At 35.7% G+C, this 23,264-nt stretch carries 25 protein-coding genes; 18 read left to right on the forward strand and 7 right to left on the reverse strand.

The annotated features are described in order from the left end of the window. Nucleotides 1–7: 7 nt before the first annotated feature. Nucleotides 8–766 (reverse strand): peroxide stress protein YaaA, encoded by a 759-nt coding sequence (gene yaaA / locus RQM59_RS10605; RefSeq protein ID WP_349242083.1) that lies wholly within the window; start codon nt 764–766, stop codon nt 8–10. 178 nt (nt 767–944) lie between these two features. On the opposite strand from yaaA, the gene RQM59_RS10610 reads away from it, so the two are divergent. From RQM59_RS10610 to RQM59_RS10640, 7 genes are all read left to right on the forward strand, one after another. Continuing rightward, the gene (locus RQM59_RS10610) at nt 945–1,316 is read left to right on the forward strand and encodes a VOC family protein (protein WP_349242084.1); all 372 of its coding nucleotides are present in this window, start codon (nt 945–947) and stop codon (nt 1,314–1,316) included. Nucleotides 1,317–1,368: 52 nt separating this feature from the next. Continuing rightward, on the forward strand, nt 1,369–2,070 hold the full coding sequence (locus RQM59_RS10615; protein ID WP_349242085.1) for a helix-turn-helix transcriptional regulator: 702 nt from the start codon (nt 1,369–1,371) through the stop codon (nt 2,068–2,070). 76 nt (nt 2,071–2,146) lie between these two features. Next, nucleotides 2,147–2,686, forward strand: a complete 540-nt coding sequence (locus tag RQM59_RS10620) for an RNA polymerase sigma factor (RefSeq protein ID WP_349242086.1) — start codon at nt 2,147–2,149, stop codon at nt 2,684–2,686. Between the two features lie 43 nt (nt 2,687–2,729). Next, nucleotides 2,730–3,248: a hypothetical protein gene (locus tag RQM59_RS10625; RefSeq protein WP_349242087.1), complete on the forward strand. Its 519-nt coding sequence runs from the start codon at nt 2,730–2,732 to the stop codon at nt 3,246–3,248. A 69-nt stretch (nt 3,249–3,317) separates the two neighbouring features. Then, a complete protein-coding gene (locus RQM59_RS10630) occupies nt 3,318–4,202 on the forward strand; it encodes a hypothetical protein (protein WP_349242088.1) in 885 nt (294 codons plus the stop codon). A gap of 76 nt (nt 4,203–4,278) precedes the next feature. Beyond that, nucleotides 4,279–4,704 carry a hypothetical protein gene (locus RQM59_RS10635; protein ID WP_349242089.1) on the forward strand — a complete coding sequence of 142 codons (426 nt, stop codon included), beginning with the start codon at nt 4,279–4,281 and terminating at the stop codon, nt 4,702–4,704. A 14-nt stretch (nt 4,705–4,718) separates the two neighbouring features. Continuing rightward, on the forward strand, nt 4,719–5,621 hold the full coding sequence (locus RQM59_RS10640) for a hypothetical protein (protein WP_349242090.1): 903 nt from the start codon (nt 4,719–4,721) through the stop codon (nt 5,619–5,621). Nucleotides 5,622–5,624: 3 nt separating this feature from the next. On the opposite strand, the gene RQM59_RS10645 is transcribed toward RQM59_RS10640, so the two are convergent. Both RQM59_RS10645 and RQM59_RS10650 read right to left on the reverse strand, forming a co-directional pair. Beyond that, nucleotides 5,625–6,644 (reverse strand): RluA family pseudouridine synthase, encoded by a 1,020-nt coding sequence (locus RQM59_RS10645; protein ID WP_349242091.1) that lies wholly within the window; start codon nt 6,642–6,644, stop codon nt 5,625–5,627. Between the two features lie 8 nt (nt 6,645–6,652). Further along, on the reverse strand, nt 6,653–7,204 hold the full coding sequence (locus tag RQM59_RS10650; protein ID WP_349242092.1) for a PASTA domain-containing protein: 552 nt from the start codon (nt 7,202–7,204) through the stop codon (nt 6,653–6,655). Between the two features lie 115 nt (nt 7,205–7,319). Between RQM59_RS10650 and RQM59_RS10655 the strand changes: the two genes are divergently transcribed. From RQM59_RS10655 to RQM59_RS10685, 7 genes are read left to right on the forward strand one after another with little or no spacing between them, the layout of a single operon-like run. After that, nucleotides 7,320–8,294 (forward strand): D-alanine--D-alanine ligase, encoded by a 975-nt coding sequence (locus tag RQM59_RS10655; RefSeq protein WP_349242093.1) that lies wholly within the window; start codon nt 7,320–7,322, stop codon nt 8,292–8,294. 5 nt (nt 8,295–8,299) lie between these two features. Next, nucleotides 8,300–8,764: a pantetheine-phosphate adenylyltransferase gene (gene coaD / locus RQM59_RS10660; protein ID WP_349242094.1), complete on the forward strand. Its 465-nt coding sequence runs from the start codon at nt 8,300–8,302 to the stop codon at nt 8,762–8,764. 15 nt (nt 8,765–8,779) lie between these two features. Further along, the gene (locus tag RQM59_RS10665; RefSeq protein ID WP_349242095.1) at nt 8,780–10,528 is read left to right on the forward strand and encodes a M14 family metallopeptidase; all 1,749 of its coding nucleotides are present in this window, start codon (nt 8,780–8,782) and stop codon (nt 10,526–10,528) included. 21 nt (nt 10,529–10,549) lie between these two features. Beyond that, nucleotides 10,550–12,322 (forward strand): T9SS type B sorting domain-containing protein, encoded by a 1,773-nt coding sequence (locus RQM59_RS10670; RefSeq protein WP_349242096.1) that lies wholly within the window; start codon nt 10,550–10,552, stop codon nt 12,320–12,322. A 55-nt stretch (nt 12,323–12,377) separates the two neighbouring features. Further along, nucleotides 12,378–12,830, forward strand: coding sequence for a (2Fe-2S)-binding protein (locus RQM59_RS10675; protein WP_349242097.1), 453 nt, complete (start codon nt 12,378–12,380; stop codon nt 12,828–12,830). Nucleotides 12,831–12,844: 14 nt separating this feature from the next. Then, complete coding sequence (locus RQM59_RS10680) at nt 12,845–15,031, forward strand: xanthine dehydrogenase family protein molybdopterin-binding subunit (protein ID WP_349242098.1); 2,187 nt, start codon at nt 12,845–12,847, stop codon at nt 15,029–15,031. Further along, the gene (locus RQM59_RS10685; protein WP_349242099.1) at nt 15,018–15,680 is read left to right on the forward strand and encodes a class I SAM-dependent methyltransferase; all 663 of its coding nucleotides are present in this window, start codon (nt 15,018–15,020) and stop codon (nt 15,678–15,680) included. The genes RQM59_RS10680 and RQM59_RS10685 overlap by 14 nt, the downstream gene beginning before the upstream one ends. A gap of 113 nt (nt 15,681–15,793) precedes the next feature. Here the strand turns inward: RQM59_RS10685 and RQM59_RS10690 are convergent, their stop codons facing one another. The 3 genes from RQM59_RS10690 to RQM59_RS10700 form a co-directional block, all read right to left on the reverse strand. Next, the gene (locus RQM59_RS10690) at nt 15,794–16,405 is read right to left on the reverse strand and encodes a phage tail protein (protein WP_349242100.1); all 612 of its coding nucleotides are present in this window, start codon (nt 16,403–16,405) and stop codon (nt 15,794–15,796) included. A gap of 312 nt (nt 16,406–16,717) precedes the next feature. After that, entirely contained in the window at nt 16,718–18,379 is a 1,662-nt protein-coding gene (locus RQM59_RS10695) for a SulP family inorganic anion transporter (protein WP_349242101.1), read from the reverse strand. Nucleotides 18,380–18,452: 73 nt separating this feature from the next. Further along, the gene (locus RQM59_RS10700) at nt 18,453–19,049 is read right to left on the reverse strand and encodes an NUDIX hydrolase (RefSeq protein WP_349242102.1); all 597 of its coding nucleotides are present in this window, start codon (nt 19,047–19,049) and stop codon (nt 18,453–18,455) included. Between the two features lie 9 nt (nt 19,050–19,058). Between RQM59_RS10700 and pyrE the strand changes: the two genes are divergently transcribed. Further along, nucleotides 19,059–19,700 carry an orotate phosphoribosyltransferase gene (pyrE, locus tag RQM59_RS10705; protein WP_349242103.1) on the forward strand — a complete coding sequence of 214 codons (642 nt, stop codon included), beginning with the start codon at nt 19,059–19,061 and terminating at the stop codon, nt 19,698–19,700. Nucleotides 19,701–19,706: 6 nt separating this feature from the next. Further along, nucleotides 19,707–20,096: an SRPBCC family protein gene (locus RQM59_RS10710; RefSeq protein WP_349242104.1), complete on the forward strand. Its 390-nt coding sequence runs from the start codon at nt 19,707–19,709 to the stop codon at nt 20,094–20,096. On the opposite strand, the gene RQM59_RS10715 is transcribed toward RQM59_RS10710, so the two are convergent. Next, a complete protein-coding gene (locus tag RQM59_RS10715) occupies nt 20,086–20,820 on the reverse strand; it encodes a biotin--[acetyl-CoA-carboxylase] ligase (protein ID WP_349242105.1) in 735 nt (244 codons plus the stop codon). The two genes, RQM59_RS10710 and RQM59_RS10715, sit on opposite strands and share 11 nt — an antisense overlap. 87 nt (nt 20,821–20,907) lie before the next feature. Between RQM59_RS10715 and rsfS the strand changes: the two genes are divergently transcribed. Together rsfS and ftsH are read left to right on the forward strand one after the other, a co-directional pair. After that, nucleotides 20,908–21,276, forward strand: a complete 369-nt coding sequence (gene rsfS, locus RQM59_RS10720; RefSeq protein WP_349242106.1) for a ribosome silencing factor — start codon at nt 20,908–20,910, stop codon at nt 21,274–21,276. A gap of 17 nt (nt 21,277–21,293) precedes the next feature. After that, nucleotides 21,294–23,255 (forward strand): ATP-dependent zinc metalloprotease FtsH, encoded by a 1,962-nt coding sequence (gene ftsH / locus RQM59_RS10725; RefSeq protein ID WP_349242107.1) that lies wholly within the window; start codon nt 21,294–21,296, stop codon nt 23,253–23,255. The last annotated feature ends 9 nt before the right edge of the window (nt 23,256–23,264 follow it).

The following is a 23,264-nucleotide window of genomic DNA, read 5'->3' on the forward strand; positions in this document are numbered from 1 at the left end:
GTTTGGCTTATCTCGTAAATACCAACTCTGTTTCTGTAGACATCGACTCACTAAACCCGTAACCTTCTGTATCGAATCCTTTTAACTCATCTAAGGTATTTACATCATGATCTAAGATATAACGAACCATAAATCCACGCGCTTTTTTAGCAAAAGTCATGATGGTTTTGTATTCACCGTTTTTTAAATCTTTGAACACAGGAGTGATCATCGGCACTTTTAAAGCCTTTGTTGGAACAGCTTTAAAGTACTCTGAACTAGCCAAATTGATCAACAAATCATCATCATTCATCTCATTATTTAAGGCCTTAGCCAAATCATCCGCCCAGAATTTATACAGGTTATCTCGTCTTCCAACTTTAATACGTGTTCCCATTTCCAAACGATACGGTTGGATAAGGTCTAAAGGTTTCAATAGGCCATATAGTCCAGATAAAATACGAAGCTTATCTTGCAGCGCAGGTAATTTTTCTTCTCCTAAACTGGTAACATCTAATCCTCTGTAAACTTCTCCTGTAAATGCAAAAACGGCCTGTTTGGCATTATCCAAATTAAATGGTGGAGCCCAATTTTGATTACGTTCATAATTCAAATCTGCTAACGCCTTGGAAATGCTCATTAGATCTCCAATCTTTTTTCGAGATAAAGTTTTAAGTTTTTTGTTCAGTTTTTGAGACTGTTCTAAAAAATCAGGTTGCGTATGTAAAGTTGTAGTTGCTTTGTTTTCGAAATCCAATGATTTTGCCGGAGAAATAATGATTTTCATAAGAGTGATGTATTTACATGGTAAAAATAACAATCAAAAAAGGAACTTTCAAGCTTTGAAAGATTTAAAATTGATACAGCAATCTAAAAAATTTATAGCATTATTTTTTTACCCCTGACATAATCTGTCTTTTCTTCAGATACTTTTGTCATAAGTTTAATCAAAATAAAAATCAACCATGAAAAATGCGATCAACTGGTTCGAGATTCCAGTAAAAGATTACGAAAGAGCAAAACAATTTTACAACGCTGTGTTAGCAGGAGAAATTACAGACATGCATATGGAAGACATGATGTATGGTGTGCTACCTTATGACCAAAAAGGAAATGGTGTTGGCGGAGCAATCATCAAATCAGATTTTTCTGTTCCTTCTGTAGCGGGATGTACGCTATACTTGAATGGAGGAGAAGATCTGGCAGTTCCATTAGCCAGAGTAGAAGCAGCAGGAGGTAAGGTAGTGATGCCAAAAACGGGTATTGGGGAAAATGGTTTTATGGCTCAGTTTTTTGATACTGAGGGAAATAAAATTGCTTTTCACTCAATGAATTAAACCATCATGTTAAGATAGCGAATCCTGTAAGGGTTCGCTATCTTTGTTTTTTATGACACAGCTATCTAGATTAATATCGATTCTTACCTTATTAAAATCCAAACGGATTTTAACATCAACAGAACTAGCCGAAAAGTACGATGTTAGCGTTCGCACTATTTATAGAGATATTCGAAAATTGGAAGAGGCTGGAGTACCCATTGTAACTATTGAAGGCAGAGGGTATAGCCTAATGGATGGTTATTCGGTAGCTCCTGTTCAGTTTACAGAGAAACAGGCAAATGCACTTATAACGGCAGAACATCTAGTTAAGCAGACGAAAGATGCTTCTTTTGTAGAAGATTTTGATGAAGCACTTACCAAGATTAAGTCAGTTTTTAGATCGTCTATTCAGGAGAAAAGTGAACGATTGAGTGATAAAATTCTAGTTATAGATGATTATTGGTATGATTTGGAACCTATTAATAGTAATGCACTTTCAGAAATACAATTGGCGATAACCAACTTCAATTATGTCGAGATAAATTATACGAAAGTAAATGACACGGAAAGATCGTTTAGGAAAATTGAGCCTTGTGCAATGTATTCTACCAATCAAAAATGGATATTGATTGCCTGGTGTCACTTAAGAAATGATTTTAGAGCTTTTAGAATAGATCGTATTCAACATTTCAAGATCTTACCTGAGAAGTTCGAAGATCGTAAATTCAATCTTCAAGAATATTTCACTTCATGTCCTTTCGAGGATAAATAAAAATTGCAATATCAGACTATCCAAAGTTTTTCGGGTCTAAAATTTTGTATACATTTAGTACTAAATCAACCGGAGATTGGATAACGAATCTAATTTAATACAACGACTTCGTAGCCCAAAGTATAAAGATGCTGCCTTTTCAGAGCTTCTTGATCTGTATCAAGAGCGCTTGTATTGGCATATACGAAAGTTAGTAGGGACACATGAAAATGCAGATGATGTTTTACAAAACACGTTTGTACGAGTGTATCGCGGTATTGAAAACTTTAAAGAAAAGAGTTCTTTGCATACCTGGATGTTTCGAATAGCATACAATGAGTCGATGCGTTTTTTAGAAAAAGAAAAAAAGCGATCGTATGCATCTATAGAGGATATAGAGATGGGGCGATTTGAGCAGTTAAAGGATTCAGCATATTTTGATGGAGATGCGCTACAATTAAAACTTCAGAGTATCATCCATCAGCTTACGGAAAAACAAAGACAGGTCTTTCAGATGAAGTACTTTGATGACTTGAGTTTTAGGCAGATCTCTGAAATCTTAGAAGTCACCGAAAGTACTTTAAAGTCGGCATATTATACCGCTGTAAAAATAATTGAAGAAAAAATTGTCACCTAAAACAAACTATGAAGAATTTTTAGGGTCTAACTAATAATCTAAAATGAGTAAAAAAGAGAACATACATAACAATTCAAGCGCAAAGGGATCCTTTTTGGATCGCAATTATGCGAATGGAAATGTTTCTGAACATCATAAGGAGTTGCTAGGAACTGATATACCAGAGGGCTACTTTAAGAATTCTAAACAACGGATTTTAGATCTTGTTAAAGAAGATGCTCCAAAGAAACAAAAAGTAGTTTTACTGAGACCGAGATTTAAATATGCAATTGCTGCTTCAGTGGCAATATTAGTAAGTCTGACTATATGGTTTCAAAGTAGTAGCGGTCTAGATTCTTCTGAATTGAATGAATTGGCCGATGATGCCCTAATAAACTCCTTGTTTGTAGAAGATACAGATATGGAGGCTTTTACCAATGATATTTTGGTATCAGAAGTTATGGTGAAAGCAGAAATTTCTGAGCAAAGCTTAGAAAATGTTTTTATGAATTCTTTGTTTGTAGAAGACTCATTAGTAGATGATTACATGGGTAAAAGTTTGCTTGAAAATGTAATTTTATAATTTTTTTCAAACTATTTTAAATTTTATGGTTCTAAGGAGAAAAGTCATTTAATTTAAAATTTACGAATCATGAAAACTTCAACACCAACATCAACCAACAAACTTTTAGTTTCAGCAATTGTATTTTTAACATTTACTGCGGTATTAATGTCTAGTTTATTATTTACTTCGTGTACAGATTCAACAGAAGTTGCTTTTGATGAAACTAGTTTAATTGAACGTATCGAAAGTGCGACGGATAAGCAAGTCGTAGCTATCGAAGATTTACCAACTGCAACATCGGCAGCATTGTCATCAGACTATTTAGATAGCTATTTTGTAAGTGCCGAATTAGCTCCTGGATTAGGATATAGGGTAGTAGCATCTACGGATAATTTAGAACGTACAGAGCAGACGAGTGATGTATTCTTTACGTTGGATGGGAATCGTTTAAGCGATGATAGAGAAGCGTCGCGTAGAAGAAGAAATAGATGTTTTCAGTTTGTTTTTCCTATCACATTCATTATGCCAGACGACACAAGCATAACCTTAGAAAGTAGAGATGATTGGGTTTTGATCAGGACTTGGTATGCTGATAATCCAGATGCGAATGAGCGCCCAGAATTGGTATTCCCAGTAGACATTATGTTTGAAGATGGAGAAGTACAAACCATTGTAGATCTAGAAGAATTAAGAGAAGTAAAATCTGCTTGTAGAGAGGATAGAAATAGAAGAAGATGTTTCAGGTTAAACTTACCATTAACCTTCTTTATGCCAGATAATTCGACAATTACTGTAGAAGAACGTGATGATTGGTCTTTATTAAGAGAATACTATATCGCGAACCCAGATGATGTAGGAACAAAACCAGAGTTAGTATTCCCAGTTGATGCTACTTATAGAGATGGTTCTGTGGTCACATTTAACAACGAAAATGAGATGTTAGCCGCTAGGGAAGAATGTAGAGATAATTAGAAAAAGTAAAAGTTTTTGCGGTTTCATTTAAATCGACAGAATATATTACTTAATTTTAGTACGTTATATTTTAGTTATGAATGCAATAAAAATCAAAAGTCTTATCAAAATGTTGCCTGTCCTTTTCTTGTTAGGATTTAGCAGTGTGGCCATTGCTCAAGACAATGATTATACAGTGATTGAATCTTCATTAACAAAAGAACAAAAACAGTTACTTCAGAAGGAGCGTAAGATGATGATATCTAACAGAGAGGCACTGAAGAAGTCTTTAACCAAAGCACAATTATTAATTCTTAGAGATAAGTCTTTGAACAATATCGAAAAGAAAAGAAAGTTGTTGACCTCTTTTACTAAAAATCAACGAAATTTAGTACAAAGACAGGAGACGAGACTTCGAAAAACCAGAGAAGCTTTTCGGAGAACACTGACAGACAAACAGAGAAAATTATTACGAGAGAAAATAGAACGTTCAAGAAGAACCAGAAAGAGAGATCGTAATTAGCTTCGAAGCTTTATATGATTGATAAGATTATAGGATTTAAAAGTCGATTTAATTTAATTAAGTTGCTATTGTTTTCAATAGCAACTTCTTTTAGTTGTTATAGTCAGCAAACCGACACTGATGAAGAACTCGATGGATTGTTAGATGAATTATTTTTTAGCGATCAAAAGTTTTTGGATGACTTTATGGCCGTGTTAAATCAAACAGATTTTATTTATGCAACCGTTTCGTACAGTAGCAATACTTTTTTTGCAGGAAGAGATTCAGGGGTTAATCAATTGAATGTAATTCCTCAAGTTTCGTATTATGACTCCTCGGGATTTAATGCTAGTATAGCAACTGCATACTACCAGGAACAAGACCCTAATTGGGATTTTGTGAGTCTTTCGGCGGGGTATGCCAATTATTTTGACAAGAAACGAACCTTATCCTATAACATTAGTTATGCCCGTTTTTTTTATAGTGATGGATGGGATGCTTTTAATAATTCTTTAGATTTGGGTATAGGGTATCGGAATACTTCAAATACATTTGGTGCATTATTTTCGGGAGCTTATTTGTTCGGAACCGATAATTCTATTCAGTTAATATCAAGGGTGTTCGGAAACTTTAAATTGGTCAGGAAAGATACCTATGTATTACGGTTTAAGCCCCAAATTAATTTTATCATTGCTGAGCAGACCACCTCGTTTATCCGACCCACAAATATGGGACCTGTTCTTGTTATTAATGAACATTTTGATCTGCTTAATACACAATTGAATATACCCATAGCGTATACTACCACTTCTTGGGATTTTGAACTAAGTTGGAATTTTAACATTCCAAAAGCAGTAGGAAATGAAAGCAATTTAGGAACCACCAATTTCTTTAGTTTCTCTATTGGTTATTTACTGGATGTGAGTAAAAAGAAATAGAGGTTACTCTTTTGAATTGATCGTGTACGTTCGCCATTTTTCCAAACAAGCTTCCATATCTTCAGGAATGTTCGAGTCAAAACGTAAAAACTCACCAGTAACAGGATGTGTAAATCCAAGCGTTTTTGCATGTAGTGCCTGACGAGGCAGCACTTTAAAACAATTTTCTACAAACTGTTTGTACTTCGTAAAAGTAGTACCTTTTAAGATTTGATCCCCTCCGTAGCGGGCATCATTAAATAAGGTGTGACCAATGTGTTTAAAGTGTGCTCTTATCTGATGCGTTCTACCCGTTTCTAATTTGCACTGTACCAAGGTTACATAGGTCAAACGTTCCAATACTTTAAAATGAGTTACTGCATGTTTTCCAAATTCACCATCAGGAAAAACATCCATTTGCAATCGATTCTTAAAACTACGACCGATATTACCTTCTATCCTTCCTTCGTCTTCCTCTATATTTCCCCATACCAAAGAATAATACAAACGCTCTGTGGTACGATCGAAAAATTGCTTAGACAAATGTGCTAACGCATGTTCCGTTTTTGCAATAACTAATAAACCACTGGTATCCTTATCTATCCGATGTACTAAACCAGGACGCTCGTTACTGTTAATGGGTAAATTTTCAATATGATGCATCAGTCCATTAACTAAGGTGCCGGTATAGTTTCCATGACCAGGGTGCACTACTAAACCAGCAGGTTTGTTTACCACGATTAACGTAGCATCTTCAAAAACAATATCTAGCGGAATGTCTTCTGCGATCAACTCATTTTCTTGAGGAGGATATGACAACACCACGGTTACCACATCTTTAGGTTTTACCTTATGATTGGATTTTACCGGAACATCGTTCACTAGAATATTTCCTGCTTTGGCAGCTTGCTGAATTTTGTTTCGTGTAGCATTCTCAATAAAGTTCATTAAGAATTTATCTACCCGCAATGGCACCTGTCCATCACCGGCAGTAAACCGATAATGTTCAAATAATTCGTCATTATCTATTTGTTCTTCGGACATAAGAGTGTCTATCGTTTTCCGTCCCCTAAAATAAGATCAATAGTGGAATTCTTAGGTAATTTTGTGCCAGGTTTTAGTTTCTGACCCTTATGCTTTAATCCGCGAACCACGTCCTTTCCAATATCACGAACATAAGAGAAATCTCCAATTTGAAAGCCAATAGATTGCAGTTGTGTCATTGCTTGTCTTTTGGTTCTACCATTCAAGTCAGGTATGATAATATCTCTATATTTTGATGGATTCAATGTGAGATAAATTTTCCGCTTTTCTTTCACAAAATCACCTGCTTCTGGAGTTTGCTCCATCACAGATTTGTTTGGATAACTAGGATTGTATCTAGCAGAGTCCTGCACTATATAATCTAAATTTATCGATTTCAATGTGTCAACTGCTTTTGTAAATGATAAACGATTTAAATCTGGGACTTGAATTTTCTGATCATGATTGGTTGTGTAGCCTAACCACCATTGTAACGAAAAAATGAATATTAAAAGGCCTCCAACGGCAATAGCTACTTGCTTGAAAAAAGCTTTACTTTTTAAAAATTTTAAAAACTCCATTTTTATCTTTTAAGGATACAACAAATGTAGGGTAAAATTAGGAGATACCTAATTTTTGATTCTTTATAAATTCACAACGTTTTTTTAACTAAGTTTGTATAAATCTCTGTTTTTTATGAGCAAAAAGAATATTGCTATTATCATGGGCGGCTACTCTTCAGAAGTTGATATTTCTATCAAAAGCGGTACCGTTGTGTACAATCATATGGATAAAAACAAGTACCACCCTTTTAAAGTTTTAATACTAAAAGAAGGATGGTATGTAGAGGTCAAAGAAGAGAAATTCCCAATAGATAAGGACGATTTTTCAATAACTATTGATGGAGTTAAGATTGTTTTTGACTGTGTTTTTAATGCCATACATGGAGATCCGGGAGAAAACGGAATGATTCTAGCATATTTAGATTTAATTGGCGTAAAACATACTTCTGCACCCTTCTACCAGATGGCATTGACCTTTAATAAAAGAGATTGTCTAAGTGTGGTAAAGGAATATGATATTCCTACTGCGGTGTCGTATTACTTGAATAAAGGAGATGAAATAGATACTGGAAAGATCATTGATAAAGTTGGCCTGCCTTGTTTTGTGAAGCCGAATAATGCAGGCTCTAGTTTTGGTATTTCAAAAGTGTACAAGGAAATTGATTTGATCTTAGCGATTAAGAAAGCCTACAAAGAAGATGCTGAGATATTGATCGAATCGTTTTTAGATGGTACAGAAGTTTCGGTAGGTGTTATTTCATTTAGAGGAGTAACAACCGTGCTGCCGATTACTGAAATTGTTTCTGAGAATGATTTTTTTGATTATGCGGCTAAGTATGAAGGAAAATCACAAGAAATTACACCGGCCAGAATATCAACAGAACTAAAATTAAAAGTAGAAACGATTGCTAAAAAAGTATACGAAGTATTAAATATGAGTGGCTTTACCAGATCAGAATATATTTTGGTAGATGATGAGCCTCATTTTATAGAAATGAATACCGTTCCTGGATTAACGGAAGAGAGTATTTTACCACAGCAAGCTCAGGAAGCAGGAATATCCTTAACTGAGCTATTTGATAATGCCATTGAAATGGCACTAAACTAATTCAAATGAAAAAAGCAGTTTTTCCAGGATCATTCGATCCTATTACCTTGGGTCATGTAGATATTATTAGAAGAGCGCTCCCATTGTTTGACGAGATTGTAATTGCCATTGGTATAAATGCCAAGAAGAGTTATATGTTTTCTACAGAAGAGCGTATGAAATTTATTCAGAACGCTTTTTTTGCTGAAGATAAAATATCCGTTCAAACCTATCAAGGACTTACAGTTGATTATTGCAAAGCTATTGATGCACAATTTATTGTACGAGGTCTGCGTAATCCAGCGGATTTTGAGTTTGAAAAGGCCATAGCGCAAACCAATAGAAAGCTTTCGGGAATAGAAACGGTGTTTCTGTTAACCAGTGCCGAAACTTCTTATATAAGTTCTTCTATTGTAAGAGATATAATGCGTAATGGAGGAGATGCTTCTACATTAGTGCCTAATTCAGTGTCAAATCCAACTAATTTTTAAGAACAAAAAAAGAATATGAAAAGGCTATTACTAGCACTGTTAACAGTTATTTTTTTTTCCTGCCAACCAGGTAAAGAATCAAAGCGAACAGATTTTAAAACGAAATTTGAAACTTCCAACGGAACGGAAACTCCTGAATACAAAGATGTAATATCCTATTATAAAGACCTGACAAATGCTTATTCGCAGATTTCCTTATTTGAAATGAATAAAACGGATTCTGGAGAACCCTTGCATTTAGTTGTATTTAACGCAGATGGAAAAACAACATTAAATGATTTCAAAAATACAACAAAGAACAAAGTGCTTATAAATAATGGAATTCATCCAGGGGAATCGGATGGGATTGACGCTTCTATGCTATTATTAAGAGATATTGTTGAGAATGATTCATTGCAGAAAAACTATGAAAATACATTGATAGCAGTCATTCCGGTGTATAATATTGGAGGCGCGTTAAACAGAAACTCTCACACAAGAGTTAACCAGAACGGACCTAAAGAATATGGGTTTCGAGGAAATGCCAGAAACTTTGACCTTAACAGAGACTTTGTTAAGCAAGACACAAAAAATGCAGCTGCCTTTGCACAGGTTTTTCATACTGTAAATCCAGATGTTTTTATTGATAACCATGTAAGTAACGGAGCAGATTATCAATATGCCATAACGCATTTATTTACGCAACACAATAAGTTAGGAGGAAACTTAGGAAACTTCTTAGAAACACAAATGAGACCTGTATTAGAGGCTTCGTTGACTCGAAAAGGGATTTCAATTACGCCATATGTAAATGTTTGGGGAAGTACTCCTGAAGCAGGATTTTCTCAATTCTTTGACTCACCAAGATATTCAACAGGGTATACCACGTTGTTCAATACCTTGGGAATGATGGTAGAAACACATATGTTGAAACCATACAAAATGAGGGTAGAACAAACCTATGAACTGATGCTGTCTATGTTGGATTTTACAGAAGAAAGATCGGCAGAGATCAAAGATATACGTAGTAAAGCGACCCAAGAACTACTATCAAAAAAGAAGTATCCAGTTGCCTACAAGGTGGATAGAGACAATCCTACTACATTGCAATTTAAGGGTTATGAAGGAGTGTATGTAGACAGTAAAGTAACCAATGGAAAACGATTGTTTTACGACAGATCTAAACCATTTACAAAACCGATCAATTATTACAATAGTTTTGTCGTTACTAAGGAAGTAGATATTCCTCAAGCCTATATTTTACAACAAGGTTGGCACAATATTATCGATCGATTAAAGAATAATCAAATTGAATTTGCCCTATTGGATGAAGACACAACTTTTGAAGTAGATGTGCAATATATTGATGATTATAAAACGAGAACTTCCGCATACGAAGGGCACTATTTACATTACAATACAAATGTGAAGCGCATTAAGAAGAATATAACCTTCAAGAAAGGTGATATCTATATTCCTACAAATCAAGAAGGGGTTCGATATTTACTGGAAACATTAGAAGCCGAAGCACCAGATTCGTTTTTTAATTGGAACTTTTTCGATACCATTTTACAACAGAAAGAAGGGTATTCTGGATATGTATTTGAGGACATTGCTGAGCAGTTTTTAAAAGAGAATCCTGAGGTGAAAAAAGAACTGGAAGATAAAATGAAAGCAGATGAAGATTTTGCTAAGAATCCGAGAGCGCAGTTATATTTTATCTACCAGAAAAGTCCACATTACGAAAAAGCACATTTGATGTTACCTATTTTTAAAGTACATTAGTTGTGATCTAACCATATCGCAATGAGAGTTTTTTTGTTATTACTAGCATTCAGCTGTTTTTTAGAAACAAAAGGACAAGATGTGCAACTGTTCAAACAATTTGGTGGTCGTATCGATTTTACGATGATCGGTAATACTTTGAATACTGCTGAGAATGGTTTTTTCTCGCCTTGTGTTATTAATACAGTATCTAGTGCTACACTTACCTTACAACCAACCGATACCATAAGAGCAGCCTATTTGTATTGGGCAGGTTCTGGAGCAGGGGACTTTCAGGTCCGACTAAATGATAGCATTATTAATTCCACGCGTGTTTTTAGGGACACACTACAACCACAGAATTTGGAATTTTTTTCAGCTTTTGCTGAGGTGACAGATCAAATAAAGGAAGAAGGAAATACTACCTATACCTTGTCTGAATTCGACTTAACCTCTGTCATTCCTACGTATTGTCCTAACGGAACAAACTTTGGAGGTTGGGCCATTGTGATCGTTTATAAAGATGATACACTTCCCTTGAATCAGGTGAATGTATACGATGGATTACAGCATGTACCTACAGCATTGACTATTCAATTGAACAATCTAAATGTGATCGATAATGACGATGCCAAAATTGGTTTTGTTGCCTGGGAAGGAGATGCAGGTTTGAGCGTAAATGAGTCCTTACGAGTCAATGGAAACCTTATTTCGAATCCACCTTTAAATCCCGCTACAAACGCTTTTAACGGGACCAATAGTTTTACCAACCAAAGCGGCGTCTTTAATATGGATATTGATTTTTACAATATCCAGAACAATATTGCCATTGGAGATAATTCGGCAACCGTAAGTCTAACTTCTGGACAGGATTTTGTAATGGTTAATACCATTGTGACAAAACTCAATAGTCAATTGCCTGACGCTACCGTTACTATCGATAACGTGACGATCACCAATTGTAATGACCGCATTGTAGATGTAGATTTTACCATTCATAATCAAAATAGTACTGATGCGTTGCCCATAAATACTGAAGTCACAGTATATATAAATGATGCACTTACAGAATCTTTGTCAACATTAAATGAGATTCCTATAGGTGGCTCAGAAAGTAGAACCATCACATTAACCATTCCTGAGAATGTTTTGCCAGATTTTGACATCCGAATTGTGGTGGATGAGCAAGATTTGATTTTGGAATCAGATGAGAATAATAATGTAGATGTGGAAAGTATCAACTACCCACCACCGCCAGATATAATTCAATTAAATTCGATTACTGTTTGTAATAAAGGTTTTGATACAGGTGACTTTGATCTTACGCAAACTGCGGATTTCTTGCGCCAACAATACGCATCAGATGTGGTTTTTAGATGGTATCCTTCTCAGGATGATTTAATGAATGATACCAATGAGATCGATCCTTCATTTACTTATAATAACATCAGTAGGCCTCAGACGATCTATATTAAAACTGAACATAGTGCCACAGGCTGTTTTAGCATAAATACGATGATACTGGAGATAGAAAATTGTCCACCGACAGTGTATAATCTATTTTCTCCGAATGGAGATGGAGCCAATGAAGAATTTGTTATAGAAGGGCTCAAAAATGTATATGTGAATTATCAACTACGTATCTACAATAGATATGGATCATTGGTGTATAGAGGAAATAATGACACGCCAAATTGGAAAGGCACACACTTAAACACTAATAAAAGGTTACCAGAGGGGACATACTTCTATGCTCTGGAGCTCAATGATACTGTCAACAAGCCTATTACTGGGTGGGTGTATTTGAATCGATAATATTTTGATTTCACGTACAAATTTTTAGTAAATTGTAGGTTCAATCTAGTCTTATATGCAAACACTTTCAATAAATGGGACGCCCTATACGGTAGATGCTCCCGACGATATGCCTTTGTTATGGGTTATTAGGGATTTAGCAGGATTAACCGGAACCAAGTTTGGTTGCGGTGTAGCCCAATGTGGCGCTTGTTCTGTACTGATCGATGATGTATTAGTAAAATCCTGCAGCACACCAATTACTACCGCTATTGGCAAAGAAATTACCACCATAGAAAATACATCCCCAAACATGGAACATTTGCGAAGAGCCTGGGAAGATCTGAATGTACCACAATGTGGATATTGTCAATCAGGACAGATCATTGCAGCTACCGCATTATTGGATGCGAAAAAAGTTCCAACTGATGCGGATATTGAAGAAGCAATGAATGGTAATATTTGTAGATGCGGAACCTATGTGCGGATTAAGAAAGCAATTCACAAAGCGGTTGAATATAGAAATTAGTACTAAAGCATAAGATGATGAAAGTAAGTAGACGAAATTTTGTAAAAGTGTTTGGACTGGCTTCAGGAGGAATTTTATTAGGATGTAATTTTTCTGAAGGAACGATTGTGAATGGGCTGGAAGACGGTGTTTCTTTTGTGCCGAATTTGTTTGTACAATTGCAAAAAGATGGTTCTTTAACCATTGTGGTAACTCGTTCAGAAATGGGACAAGGAATCCGTACTTCAATGGCTTCTGCCATTGCAGACGAATTAGAAGCTGACTGGAAGTATGTAAAAATAAAACAGGCTACTGGAGATGCTAAATTTGGAGATCAAAACACGGATGGTTCTCGAAGTATTAGAACCATGTTAGAGCCCATGCGAAAAATGGGAGCGATGGCCAAAGAAATGTTAGTTTCGGCGGCAGCTAAAAAATGGAAAATTGCCACTTCTGATTGTAAGGCTGATAATCACTATATCCTAAATGGGTTAACCAATCAAAAGATGTTTTACGGTGATCTGGTGGATCTAGCAAAAGATATTTCGATTGATACAGAAAAAATCAACTTAAAAGACAAAAAGGATTTTAAATATATTGGTAAGAGCTTACGAAGTTTCGATATTGACGCTTTTACGCATGGAGCAGCTACCTATGGCATCGATGTTCGACTGCCTAATATGAAGTTTGCTGCTATTGCAAGATGCCCCGCTACTTTTGGAACGGTTAAAAGTTATGATGATGCCGATGCTCTTGAAATAAAAGGTGTTGAGAGCGTGGTTGCTTTAGAAAAAGGGAATGGTGCATTTGGTGTGTTAGGAGGAGTGGCCGTGATAGCCTCTAATACCTGGTCGGCATTTCAAGGAAAAAATAATTTGACTGTAGATTGGGATATGGGAGCCAATGGTTCTTATGACACCTCAAAATTCAGAGAAAAGATCATTCACAGAGTTCAAAACCCGGCAAAAGTTACTCCAGGATCTGAAGGTAATGTAAAACGTGCTTTTAAAAACGCCAATAAGGTAATTGATGCTACTTATTTTATTCCACATTTGGTACATACCCCTATGGAAGTTCCAAACGCTACAGCGTATGTTAAAGATGGGAAATGTGAAGTTTGGGCACCAACACAAGATCCACAGACAGCCAGAGCAGAAGTGGCTAGTAATTTAGGATTGGATAAAAAAGATATAACTGTAAATGTGACGTTTTTAGGAGGTGGTTTTGGAAGAAAGTCGAAACCTGACTTTATAGTAGAGGCGGCGTTATTATCTCAAAAAGTAAACGCTCCAGTTCAACTAGTTTGGTCAAGAGAAGATGATGTAAAACATAGTTACTACCATGCCATGAGTGCACAATATTTAAAAGGATCTATAGATAAGAGTGGAGTCGTTTCTGGATGGTTACATAGAACGGCTTTCCCATCCATTGTATCTACATTTAAACCGTTATCTGACTATGCTTCTGGATTTGAACTGGCACAAGGGTTTAATAACAATCCTTATGAGATTCCAAATGTGCAATTAGAAAATGCAAAAGCAGAGGCGCATGTTCGTATTGGTTGGATGCGCTCCGTTTGTAATATACACCACAGTTTTGCAGTGAACTCTTTTGCGGATGAGCTAGCCGTTGCTGCCGGGAAAGACCCTATGCAGTTTAAGCTAGATTTGATTGGTAAGGATAGAGTTAGGGAGGGTAGGAGCCCACACCCGTTCAATTCAGCACGATTAAAAAACGTGATTCATAAAGTAAAGGAGATGTCAGGTTGGGGGAAGAAACTCCCTGAAGGACACGGAATGGGGGTAGCTTTTCACTATAGTTTTTATAGCTACGTTGCTACCGTAGTAGAGGTATCGGTAATGAACAACAAATTGAAGATACATAATTTGTATTCAGCATTGGATTGCGGTTTGTATGTAAATAAGGATTCAGTCTTGAATCAAATGGAAGGAGCCGCTGTTTTTGGAATGTCGATAGCCATGTACGGAAAGATAACAGCCAAGGAAGGAGCGATCCAACAAAATAACTTCTTCGATTACCAAATGGCGAGAATGAAAGATACTCCCAATATGGAGATCTCCATTATTGACAATGATGAAAAGCCTACTGGAGTAGGAGAGCCGGGTGTTCCGCCAATTGCTCCAGCAATTTGTAATGCTATTTTTGCCGCATCAGGAAAACGGATTAGAACTCTGCCGTTAATGGATCATGGATTGGTATAGATCTAAAGTAAAAGATAGTTTAAAAATGATCTGTACACTTTGTGATTCGAAACTTGTTCATAAAATAGATGAATATTATTATGATTGCGATACATGTAAGGCCATTGTTAAGGATGAAAGATATTATCTAACTTCTGAAGAAGAAAGAGAAAGATATGAAACTCATAATAATGATGTGAATGATATTCGATATCAAAACTTTACATCTCCTATAACCAATTACGTGCTTGATCATTTTTTACCTGAGCACAAGGGATTAGATTTCGGGAGTGGTACAGGTCCAGTTATTTCCAGTGAACTTTCAAAAAGAGGCTATCGTATTGTTCAATATGATCCTTTTTTTGCACCTAACGAAAGTGTACTCAAGAACAGGTATGATTATATAGTAAGTTGTGAAGTCTTTGAGCATTTTTATAAACCTAAAAAAGAAATAGGTCACCTTGCCAGTATGCTGAAAACCGACGGAGCATTATTAATTATGACCTTGTTATATAATGACCAAATGGACTTCAGTAAATGGTTTTACCGAAAAGACCCAACACATGTCTTTATCTACACAAAAGAAACTATCGAATACATTGCTCGTCAACATAAACTTGATATTGACGTTTTAACAGATAGGTTTATAGCTTTAAGAAAGCTAAGTTAGATTTCTCCCGATGGTCGAAATGACTTGTCTTTTATACTAAGATTATAGAATTAGAAAAAAAGAATCACTTCACCTGTTTTATAGATGAAGCGATACCTAGCTTTTCCAAAATCTTAACTTCTATTGGGATAAACCCCGTCATAATTAATGATCCACATGATTCCTAAAAATGGTTGTCTATTTTCTATGGTTTGGCCCGCGCCTGTCATTCCTATGGAAGTAGTAGGTTGACTTACTTGAAGTCCACTGCTATCCACACTAATTGAATCTGCGGCTAGCGCTGAACCATCAGATGAGCTAGCGTACAATGCTGTACCGTCACTTTTCCCCAGATATGCACCGTTAGGTTCTTCTCCAGAGTCGTTTGATGCATTATTGACATTGATACTCGCATTAACTGAACCACCAATAGATATAGGTGTTACAGCTGCCGTGTGATTATGCGCTGGTAACTGATTTACTGAAAGCGTATTTACCTCAATTCCTCCTTGTTCACCTAAGGTGTACAAACTTCCACCAGGCATTTGGCCGATCCCAGCAGGTACCCTACCTCTTAAATCAGGTAGATTGAATGTTTGATTTGGTGTTCCTCCATAGATATTCCCGATTAGAGAATATAGTGTGGTGTGTTGTGAAACGGGTAATAAAGCACCGTCACAAGCATACCATCCTTCTGGTACAAAATTTCCTGCAAAAGCACGAATTTCTCCTACAAATGTTGACATAATAAAAATTTTAAAGGGTTAATAGAATCTGTGTATCACATTTGAAATGACACACAGGTTTTAAATTATTTAAGTGTTATTTACAATTTTATTTTGTGATTGACGACAAAATGGGAATTACAGGCTAATAAAAGTGAATTATGACAAGTTTAGGTAATTGTTTAACGGTGAGCGAATTACAAAGGGTTTAGGAAGTTCTTCATATACATCCATGCAAAAGGCATTGTGGTTTTTCAACCATATGTACTGAAATTGACTTAGCTTGTTGTAGTCAAAATAAAGATCAGGAAAAAGAAATGCTTCCTATTGAATTTAGAACTTGTATTCTGATAAAGACTTAGGGAATTTTTCTGGATTTGCTGCAAGATGATACCTTGGGTCATCTATATCCTCTTCAATTACCTGATGGAATTTTGGACTGGCTTTATAGAGTAATACTTTACAGTCTTCACTCAAATGTTTTAGAGTAATCTTCTTACCAGCTGCTTGATATTTTTCAACCAATACAAAAATGGCTTCTAAGGCTGAATGATCAGAAACACGAGATTCTACAAAGTCTATCTCTACATTATCAGGATCATTTTTCACATCGAACTTGTCATTAAAAGCGGAGATGCTTCCGAAAAACAAAGGTCCCCAAATCTCATATACTTTCGTTCCATCTTCTTTGACTCTTTTTCTTGCACGAATACGTTTTGCATTCTCCCAAGAGAATACCAAAGCGCTTACAATCACACCTGCGATTACGGCAATCGCTAAATCAAAAATAACTGTCAATGCCGATACTAAGATCAATACGATAAGATCAGCCAGCGGAATTTTATTCATAATCCTAAAACTAGACCAGGCAAAAGTTCCAATTACTACCATAAACATTACCCCTACTAACGCGGCAATAGGCACTTGTTCTATATAAGAAGAAGCAAATAGAATAAACATTAATAGCATGACTGCTGCCGTGATTCCAGAAAGTCTTCCTCTACCACCACCTTTGATATTGATGATCGATTGTCCAATCATAGCACAGCCACCCATACCACCGAATAAACCAGTGATGATATTAGCACCACCTTGTGCCATACATTCTCTATTAGAATTTCCTCTGGTTTCGGTTAGGTCATCTATTAAATTTAAGGTCATTAATGATTCTATTAACCCGATCGCAGCTAAGATCAACGCATATGGAAATATAAATTTGAACGTCTCAAAATTCAGAGGAATACTTGAAAAAGTCTCCATTACAGGTACTGGAAACCCTCCTTTTAAACCTTCTCCACCACCATCTCTGATAAAAGAGCCTACTGTCGCGACATCAAGGTTTGAAAAGATTACAATTCCGGCAACTACCAATATAGAAATTAATGCTTCTGGCAATTTTTTAGTCGCTTTTATTTTAGGTAAGCCCCACATGATCAGCATAGTAAGACCAACCAAACCAAGCATTTTCCAGAATTCTAAATTGGAAAAAACTTCTTGGAACCAAGTACCTGGAGTACTCCAAAAAGAAGTTTCTTCGGAAACCAAATCAGGAAACATGCCTAACTGCGATCTAAAAATTACAATAGCAAGACCGTTAACAAATCCCATCATTACAGGGTGTGGAATCAATCGCACAAACTTTCCAAGCTTTAAAACTCCAGCTAGCATTTGGATGATACCCATCAATATTACTGTAAGAAAAAGATAATATAATCCCAAATTTTCACCTTCAGAACCCATCGCATTTCCTTCGCTTACTAAGCTCACCATTACAACTGCTAAGGCTCCAGTAGCACCGGAAATCATTCCAGGCCTCCCTCCAAAAATGGAAGTGATTAAACCAATCATGAATGCAGCATATAATCCTACAAGCGGGTCAACTCCAGCTACAAAGGCAAAGGCCACGGCCTCAGGCACTAACGCTAATGCTACGGTAACTCCTGATAATACATCGTTCCGTACATTCTGTACTCTTTTTCTAATAAATGCATTCATAATATGATGGTCTTTCTAAAAGTCGGCAAAGATACATGTTTAATTGACATGTATATGAAGATAGCACGATAACTTAAGTATCTAATTGATCAATAACTAATTGAATATTAGCATATGAGTTCTCAAGAGCGATGGTTATTTCAGATTTTTGTTTAAACTCTGCAATAGTGATTCCCTCTTCCTCCTGAGGGGTTAATTCCTGTTCTGTATTGCTGTGCATCAAGTACCAATAGGTTTCTTTTAATTTTCGCACTTTGTTTTGATAAAAAACATGGTGGGTCTTTAAAAGGAATCGATCGAGGGTAAGATTGGAGATTCCGCATTCTTCTTCAACCTCTCTAACCGCAGTTTCTTCAATAGATTCTCCTTCTTCAATTCTACCTTTAGGAAGATCCCATTTTCCACCTCTATAAATAAATAACACTTCATTTTTAGCATTTAGGACCAATCCTCCTCCAGCAACAACTACTTTAAAATAAGTTCTGAAGTCATTCCAAGATGTTTCAATGTCTAATGCATACAAGTAAGCACCCGCCAAAAGACCTACCTCTAGCTTGTGAAAGACTTCATCTAAAACAACATCTTTGTAAATGAAAAAGGGGAGTTCATTTTGGTTTTGCAATGAATCAGTTAAAATAATGGGCTTATCATTTATAAAAACTTTATACATTTGCCGTATATGAATTTAGACAAAGATACTGCAAAAAAAACTGCTGAATTATTGCTGAAAGTCAAGGCAATAAAATTAAGCCCAAATGAACCATTTAATTGGGCGTCAGGTTGGAAATCGCCCATTTATTGTGATAATAGAGTAACACTTTCGTATCCTCCCGTTCGATTATTTTTGAAGGAAGAAATGAGCAAAATCGTAGAACAAAAATACGGTAAACCAGATGTAATTGCAGGTGTTGCTACTGGAGCGATCGCTATCGGTGTTTTAATCGCTCAAGAATTAGGCGTGCCATTTATATACGTAAGACCCGAGCCTAAAAAGCATGGAAGAAAGAATCAGATCGAAGGACATCTAGAGCCAGGACAAAATGTTGTGGTGATAGAAGATCTGATCAGCACAGGAAAGAGTAGTTTAAATGCCGTGGTAGCATTAAAAGAAGTAGGAGCTGTAGTAAAGGGTATGGTAGCAATTTTTTCGTATGGTTTTGATGTTGCTAACGAGAATTTCGAAAAAGCAAATGTTGATTTGACAACCTTAAGTAATTATTCATATTTATTGCAACAAGCGTCAGATACACAGTATATCACGGAAGAAGAACTAAGTACATTACAAGATTGGAGAATGAATCCAAGTGATTGGAAACAATAAAGAATTATGGAAATTAAAGGAAATACGGTAACCGTTAATAAATCAGATGAAGCGTTATTTTCATTTTTTACGCAAGTAGGGAACTTTGAGCAGTTAATGCCAGAAAGTACACAAAAATTCGAAGTGGATGGAGATTCATTTTTGTTTGCGTTAAAAGGGATGCCTGAAATTAGGTTGGTTTTAAAAGACAAAACTGAATTTTCAGATGTTACTTTAGGTGCTGCAAGTGGTAAGTTGCCTTTTACGTTATCTTCAAAAATAGATAAGATAGATGATAACCAGAGTAATGTTCAACTAATCTTTAAAGGGGAGTTTAATGCAATGATGGCCATGATGGTTAAAAAGCCATTAACAAGTTTTATTGATACGCTTACAGAAAATATTGCTAAGCTCTAGCTAAAGAGATCTCTTTGAGGTCAAATTCTTTTAATGATTCATCCTCTAATTCAAGAATTATAGTACCCTGATCGGTTACGTCTTTGATAATTCCCATAAAAATATGCCCGTTTAGATCTTTAAATGCAGTGGGAATGTCTACCTTATATAAATTCTGAAGGTATAAAGCTTTTAAGGCTGCAAATTTTTCTAATTCAATATATTGAATATAGCACTTTATGTTTTTTACAATATCCTGTAAAAGCGCATCCAAACTAGTTTCCTTCTTTAAAAAATGAATCATAGATGTGGCATGAAGGTTATTGTCAAAACGTTCTTGGTTTACATTTAAGCCAATACCAGCAATTGAGTTAATAATTCGGTGCTTTGAGATCGTGTTTTCGATAAGGATACCGCAAATCTTTTGATTTCCTGACAGAATGTCGTTTGGCCATTTAATCTTTAGATTTGGTATGTCGTACTCTTGCAGTATGTCGAAAATAGCTAAAGAAATGGCAAAACTAAGATAGGCGCTATGTGAAGTTTTTAGTTTTTTTAAATTTATTAAAGTGCTGAAAGTTAGGTTTTTATATGGCTCTGATGCCCATTTTGTATGCATCTGCCCTCTGCCTTTTGTTTGTGCGTTGGCCACTACCGTAGTGTAGTTTTCTTGGTCGTTTTTACGCTCCAATTCTTTTAAAAAAGAATTAGTTGAGTCAATGGCACTAAGTTTGATTATTTTCAATTGTTGAATAAAGCGTAAACTAGTTCAATATTACACAAAAATAGTCGCAAAAAAGTAATAACTTTGCTTAAATTTTAAGGATTTTTAATGACAAAAAAACAAGTAAGTGCAGATGATCTAATATCTGTAATAATCAAAGGAATTGATGATGTAAAGGGAGAAGACATCCAATTATTAGACTTACGAGAAATAGAGAATACAGTTTGCGATTATTTTGTAATCTGTTCTGGAAATTCAAATACACAAGTAAATGCTATATCAGGTTCCGTGCAAAAAGTAGTAAGCAAGGAACTAAAAGACAAGCCTTGGCATATAGAGGGTCAAAATAACTCTGAATGGGTTTTGATGGATTATGTGAATGTTGTGGTACATGTTTTTCAGAAGCATGTGAGAGAGTTTTATGATATAGAGAGCTTATGGGGTGATGCAAAAATTACAGAGATCAACCCGGTTTAAATTAATTTCGAAAAAATATGAGTGATAAAAATAAAAATACAAAACCAAACGCGCCTAAGTTCAAGTTTAATATGTACTGGGTATATGGAGCAATTTTCTTGTTGTTTATTGGTTTTAATTTTATCAACGACGGTGCTTTAAGTGTCAAAAAGATTGGAAAAAATGAGTTTTTTAAAATCTTAGACGAGAATGATATTGAAAAGGTGATGGTGGTAAATAGAACCTTTGCCGAAGTCTACATTAAAGAAGAATCTAAGTCTAAAGAACGTTATAAGAAACAAGTAAGCGGAACCTTTTACAGAAAAGGATCTCCATTGTTTCAGTATAATTTTGGAGATTTACAGAATTTCGAAAACCAAATTAAAGAAGCTAAGAAAACAAAAGGCTTAACACTAGATCTCTTTAATGATAATAGGACTAGTATTTTTGATCATATTTTTTCATTTCTACCTTTTATTCTATTGATTGCCATTTGGTTATTCTTTATGCGAAGAATGTCAGGTTCCGGTGGAGGCGGTGGCGGCGGTGGTCAGATTTTCAATATAGGAAAATCTAAAGCGAAGTTGTTTGATAATGATACCAAAGTAAAAACATCTTTTTTAGATGTAGCTGGTTTGGAAGGAGCGAAAGAAGAAGTTCAGGAAATTGTAGATTTTTTGAAGAGTCCAGAAAAATATACCTCTTTGGGAGGAAAGATTCCTAAAGGAGCATTATTAGTAGGACCTCCAGGGACTGGTAAAACACTTTTGGCAAAAGCTGTAGCTGGTGAAGCAGGTGTGCCTTTTTTCTCTTTATCTGGATCCGATTTCGTGGAAATGTTTGTGGGAGTAGGAGCATCTAGAGTAAGAGATTTGTTTAAACAAGCGCAACAAAAATCACCGTCAATCATTTTTATTGATGAGATTGATGCGATTGGTAGAGCAAGAGGAAAGAATAGTATGACAGGAGGTAATGATGAGAGAGAGAATACGCTGAATCAGTTACTTACTGAAATGGATGGTTTTGGAACAGATACAAATGTAATTGTATTGGCAGCGACCAATAGAGCAGATGTTTTAGATAAGGCATTAATGAGAGCGGGTCGCTTTGATCGTCAAATTTATGTGGATTTGCCAGATATTAAAGAGAGAAAACAAATTTTTGAAGTTCATATAAAACCTTTGAAGCTAGCGAAGGACGTAAACGTCGAGTTTTTAGCTCAGCAAACTCCTGGTTTTTCTGGAGCTGATATTGCTAACATGTGTAATGAAGCTGCTTTAATTGCTGCAAGAAAGAATAAAAAGGCTATTCATCATCAAGACTTTTTAGATGCTGTTGACAGAATCGTAGGAGGTCTAGAGAAAAAGAATAAAGTAATAACTCCAAAAGAAAAGAAAACGATTGCATTCCATGAAGCAGGGCATGCGACTGTGAGTTGGATGTTGGAACATGCCGCACCTCTGGTAAAAGTAACAATTGTACCTAGAGGGCAATCATTGGGAGCTGCCTGGTACCTTCCAGCAGAAAGGATGATTGTTCAAACAGAACAAATGCTCGATGAGATGTGTGCAACTTTAGGAGGAAGAGCTGCAGAAAAGATCGTTTTTGATAAAATATCTACAGGCGCTTTGAGTGATCTTGAAAAAGTGACAAAACAAGCTAGAGCAATGGTTACTGTATATGGATTGAACGAAGAAGTCGGGAACATTACGTATTACGATTCTTCCGGCAATGATGCTTTTGTGAAGCCGTATAGTGAAGAGACTGCAAAAAAAATAGATAAAGAAATTTCGAAAATGATTGAAGCTCAGTATCAAAGAGCTATTGAGATTTTAGAAGTTAATAAAGAAAAACTAACTACATTAGCTGAATTACTCTTGGAAAAAGAAGTTATTTTTAAAGATGATCTAGAAAAGATATTTGGCCAAAGACCTTTTGAAAAAGAAGAAACTAACGAAGAAGAAAAAGAAACAAAGGAAGAGGAAATAAAAGAGGAATAGAAAAGTTTA

The sequence above is a fragment of the Asprobacillus argus genome, assembly GCF_032248395.1.
Classification (GTDB): domain Bacteria; phylum Bacteroidota; class Bacteroidia; order Flavobacteriales; family Flavobacteriaceae; genus Polaribacter; species Polaribacter argus.

Excerpts from the sequence above, each read along its gene's own strand:
- yaaA (WP_349242083.1), bottom strand. The coding sequence starts at position 766 with ATGAAAATCATTATTTCTCCGGCAAAATCATTGGATTTCGAAAACAAA.
- RQM59_RS10610 (WP_349242084.1), top strand. The coding sequence starts at position 945 with ATGAAAAATGCGATCAACTGGTTCGAGATTCCAGTAAAAGATTACGAA.
- RQM59_RS10615 (WP_349242085.1), top strand. The coding sequence starts at position 1,369 with ATGACACAGCTATCTAGATTAATATCGATTCTTACCTTATTAAAATCC.
- RQM59_RS10625 (WP_349242087.1), top strand. The coding sequence starts at position 2,730 with ATGAGTAAAAAAGAGAACATACATAACAATTCAAGCGCAAAGGGATCC.
- RQM59_RS10630 (WP_349242088.1), top strand. The coding sequence starts at position 3,318 with ATGAAAACTTCAACACCAACATCAACCAACAAACTTTTAGTTTCAGCA.
- RQM59_RS10635 (WP_349242089.1), top strand. The coding sequence starts at position 4,279 with ATGAATGCAATAAAAATCAAAAGTCTTATCAAAATGTTGCCTGTCCTT.
- RQM59_RS10640 (WP_349242090.1), top strand. The coding sequence starts at position 4,719 with ATGATTGATAAGATTATAGGATTTAAAAGTCGATTTAATTTAATTAAG.
- RQM59_RS10645 (WP_349242091.1), bottom strand. The coding sequence starts at position 6,644 with ATGTCCGAAGAACAAATAGATAATGACGAATTATTTGAACATTATCGG.
- RQM59_RS10650 (WP_349242092.1), bottom strand. The coding sequence starts at position 7,204 with ATGGAGTTTTTAAAATTTTTAAAAAGTAAAGCTTTTTTCAAGCAAGTA.
- RQM59_RS10655 (WP_349242093.1), top strand. The coding sequence starts at position 7,320 with ATGAGCAAAAAGAATATTGCTATTATCATGGGCGGCTACTCTTCAGAA.
- coaD (WP_349242094.1), top strand. The coding sequence starts at position 8,300 with ATGAAAAAAGCAGTTTTTCCAGGATCATTCGATCCTATTACCTTGGGT.
- RQM59_RS10665 (WP_349242095.1), top strand. The coding sequence starts at position 8,780 with ATGAAAAGGCTATTACTAGCACTGTTAACAGTTATTTTTTTTTCCTGC.
- RQM59_RS10670 (WP_349242096.1), top strand. The coding sequence starts at position 10,550 with ATGAGAGTTTTTTTGTTATTACTAGCATTCAGCTGTTTTTTAGAAACA.
- RQM59_RS10675 (WP_349242097.1), top strand. The coding sequence starts at position 12,378 with ATGCAAACACTTTCAATAAATGGGACGCCCTATACGGTAGATGCTCCC.
- RQM59_RS10680 (WP_349242098.1), top strand. The coding sequence starts at position 12,845 with ATGATGAAAGTAAGTAGACGAAATTTTGTAAAAGTGTTTGGACTGGCT.
- RQM59_RS10685 (WP_349242099.1), top strand. The coding sequence starts at position 15,018 with ATGGATTGGTATAGATCTAAAGTAAAAGATAGTTTAAAAATGATCTGT.
- RQM59_RS10690 (WP_349242100.1), bottom strand. The coding sequence starts at position 16,405 with ATGTCAACATTTGTAGGAGAAATTCGTGCTTTTGCAGGAAATTTTGTA.
- RQM59_RS10695 (WP_349242101.1), bottom strand. The coding sequence starts at position 18,379 with ATGAATGCATTTATTAGAAAAAGAGTACAGAATGTACGGAACGATGTA.
- RQM59_RS10700 (WP_349242102.1), bottom strand. The coding sequence starts at position 19,049 with ATGTATAAAGTTTTTATAAATGATAAGCCCATTATTTTAACTGATTCA.
- pyrE (WP_349242103.1), top strand. The coding sequence starts at position 19,059 with ATGAATTTAGACAAAGATACTGCAAAAAAAACTGCTGAATTATTGCTG.
- RQM59_RS10710 (WP_349242104.1), top strand. The coding sequence starts at position 19,707 with ATGGAAATTAAAGGAAATACGGTAACCGTTAATAAATCAGATGAAGCG.
- rsfS (WP_349242106.1), top strand. The coding sequence starts at position 20,908 with ATGACAAAAAAACAAGTAAGTGCAGATGATCTAATATCTGTAATAATC.
- ftsH (WP_349242107.1), top strand. The coding sequence starts at position 21,294 with ATGAGTGATAAAAATAAAAATACAAAACCAAACGCGCCTAAGTTCAAG.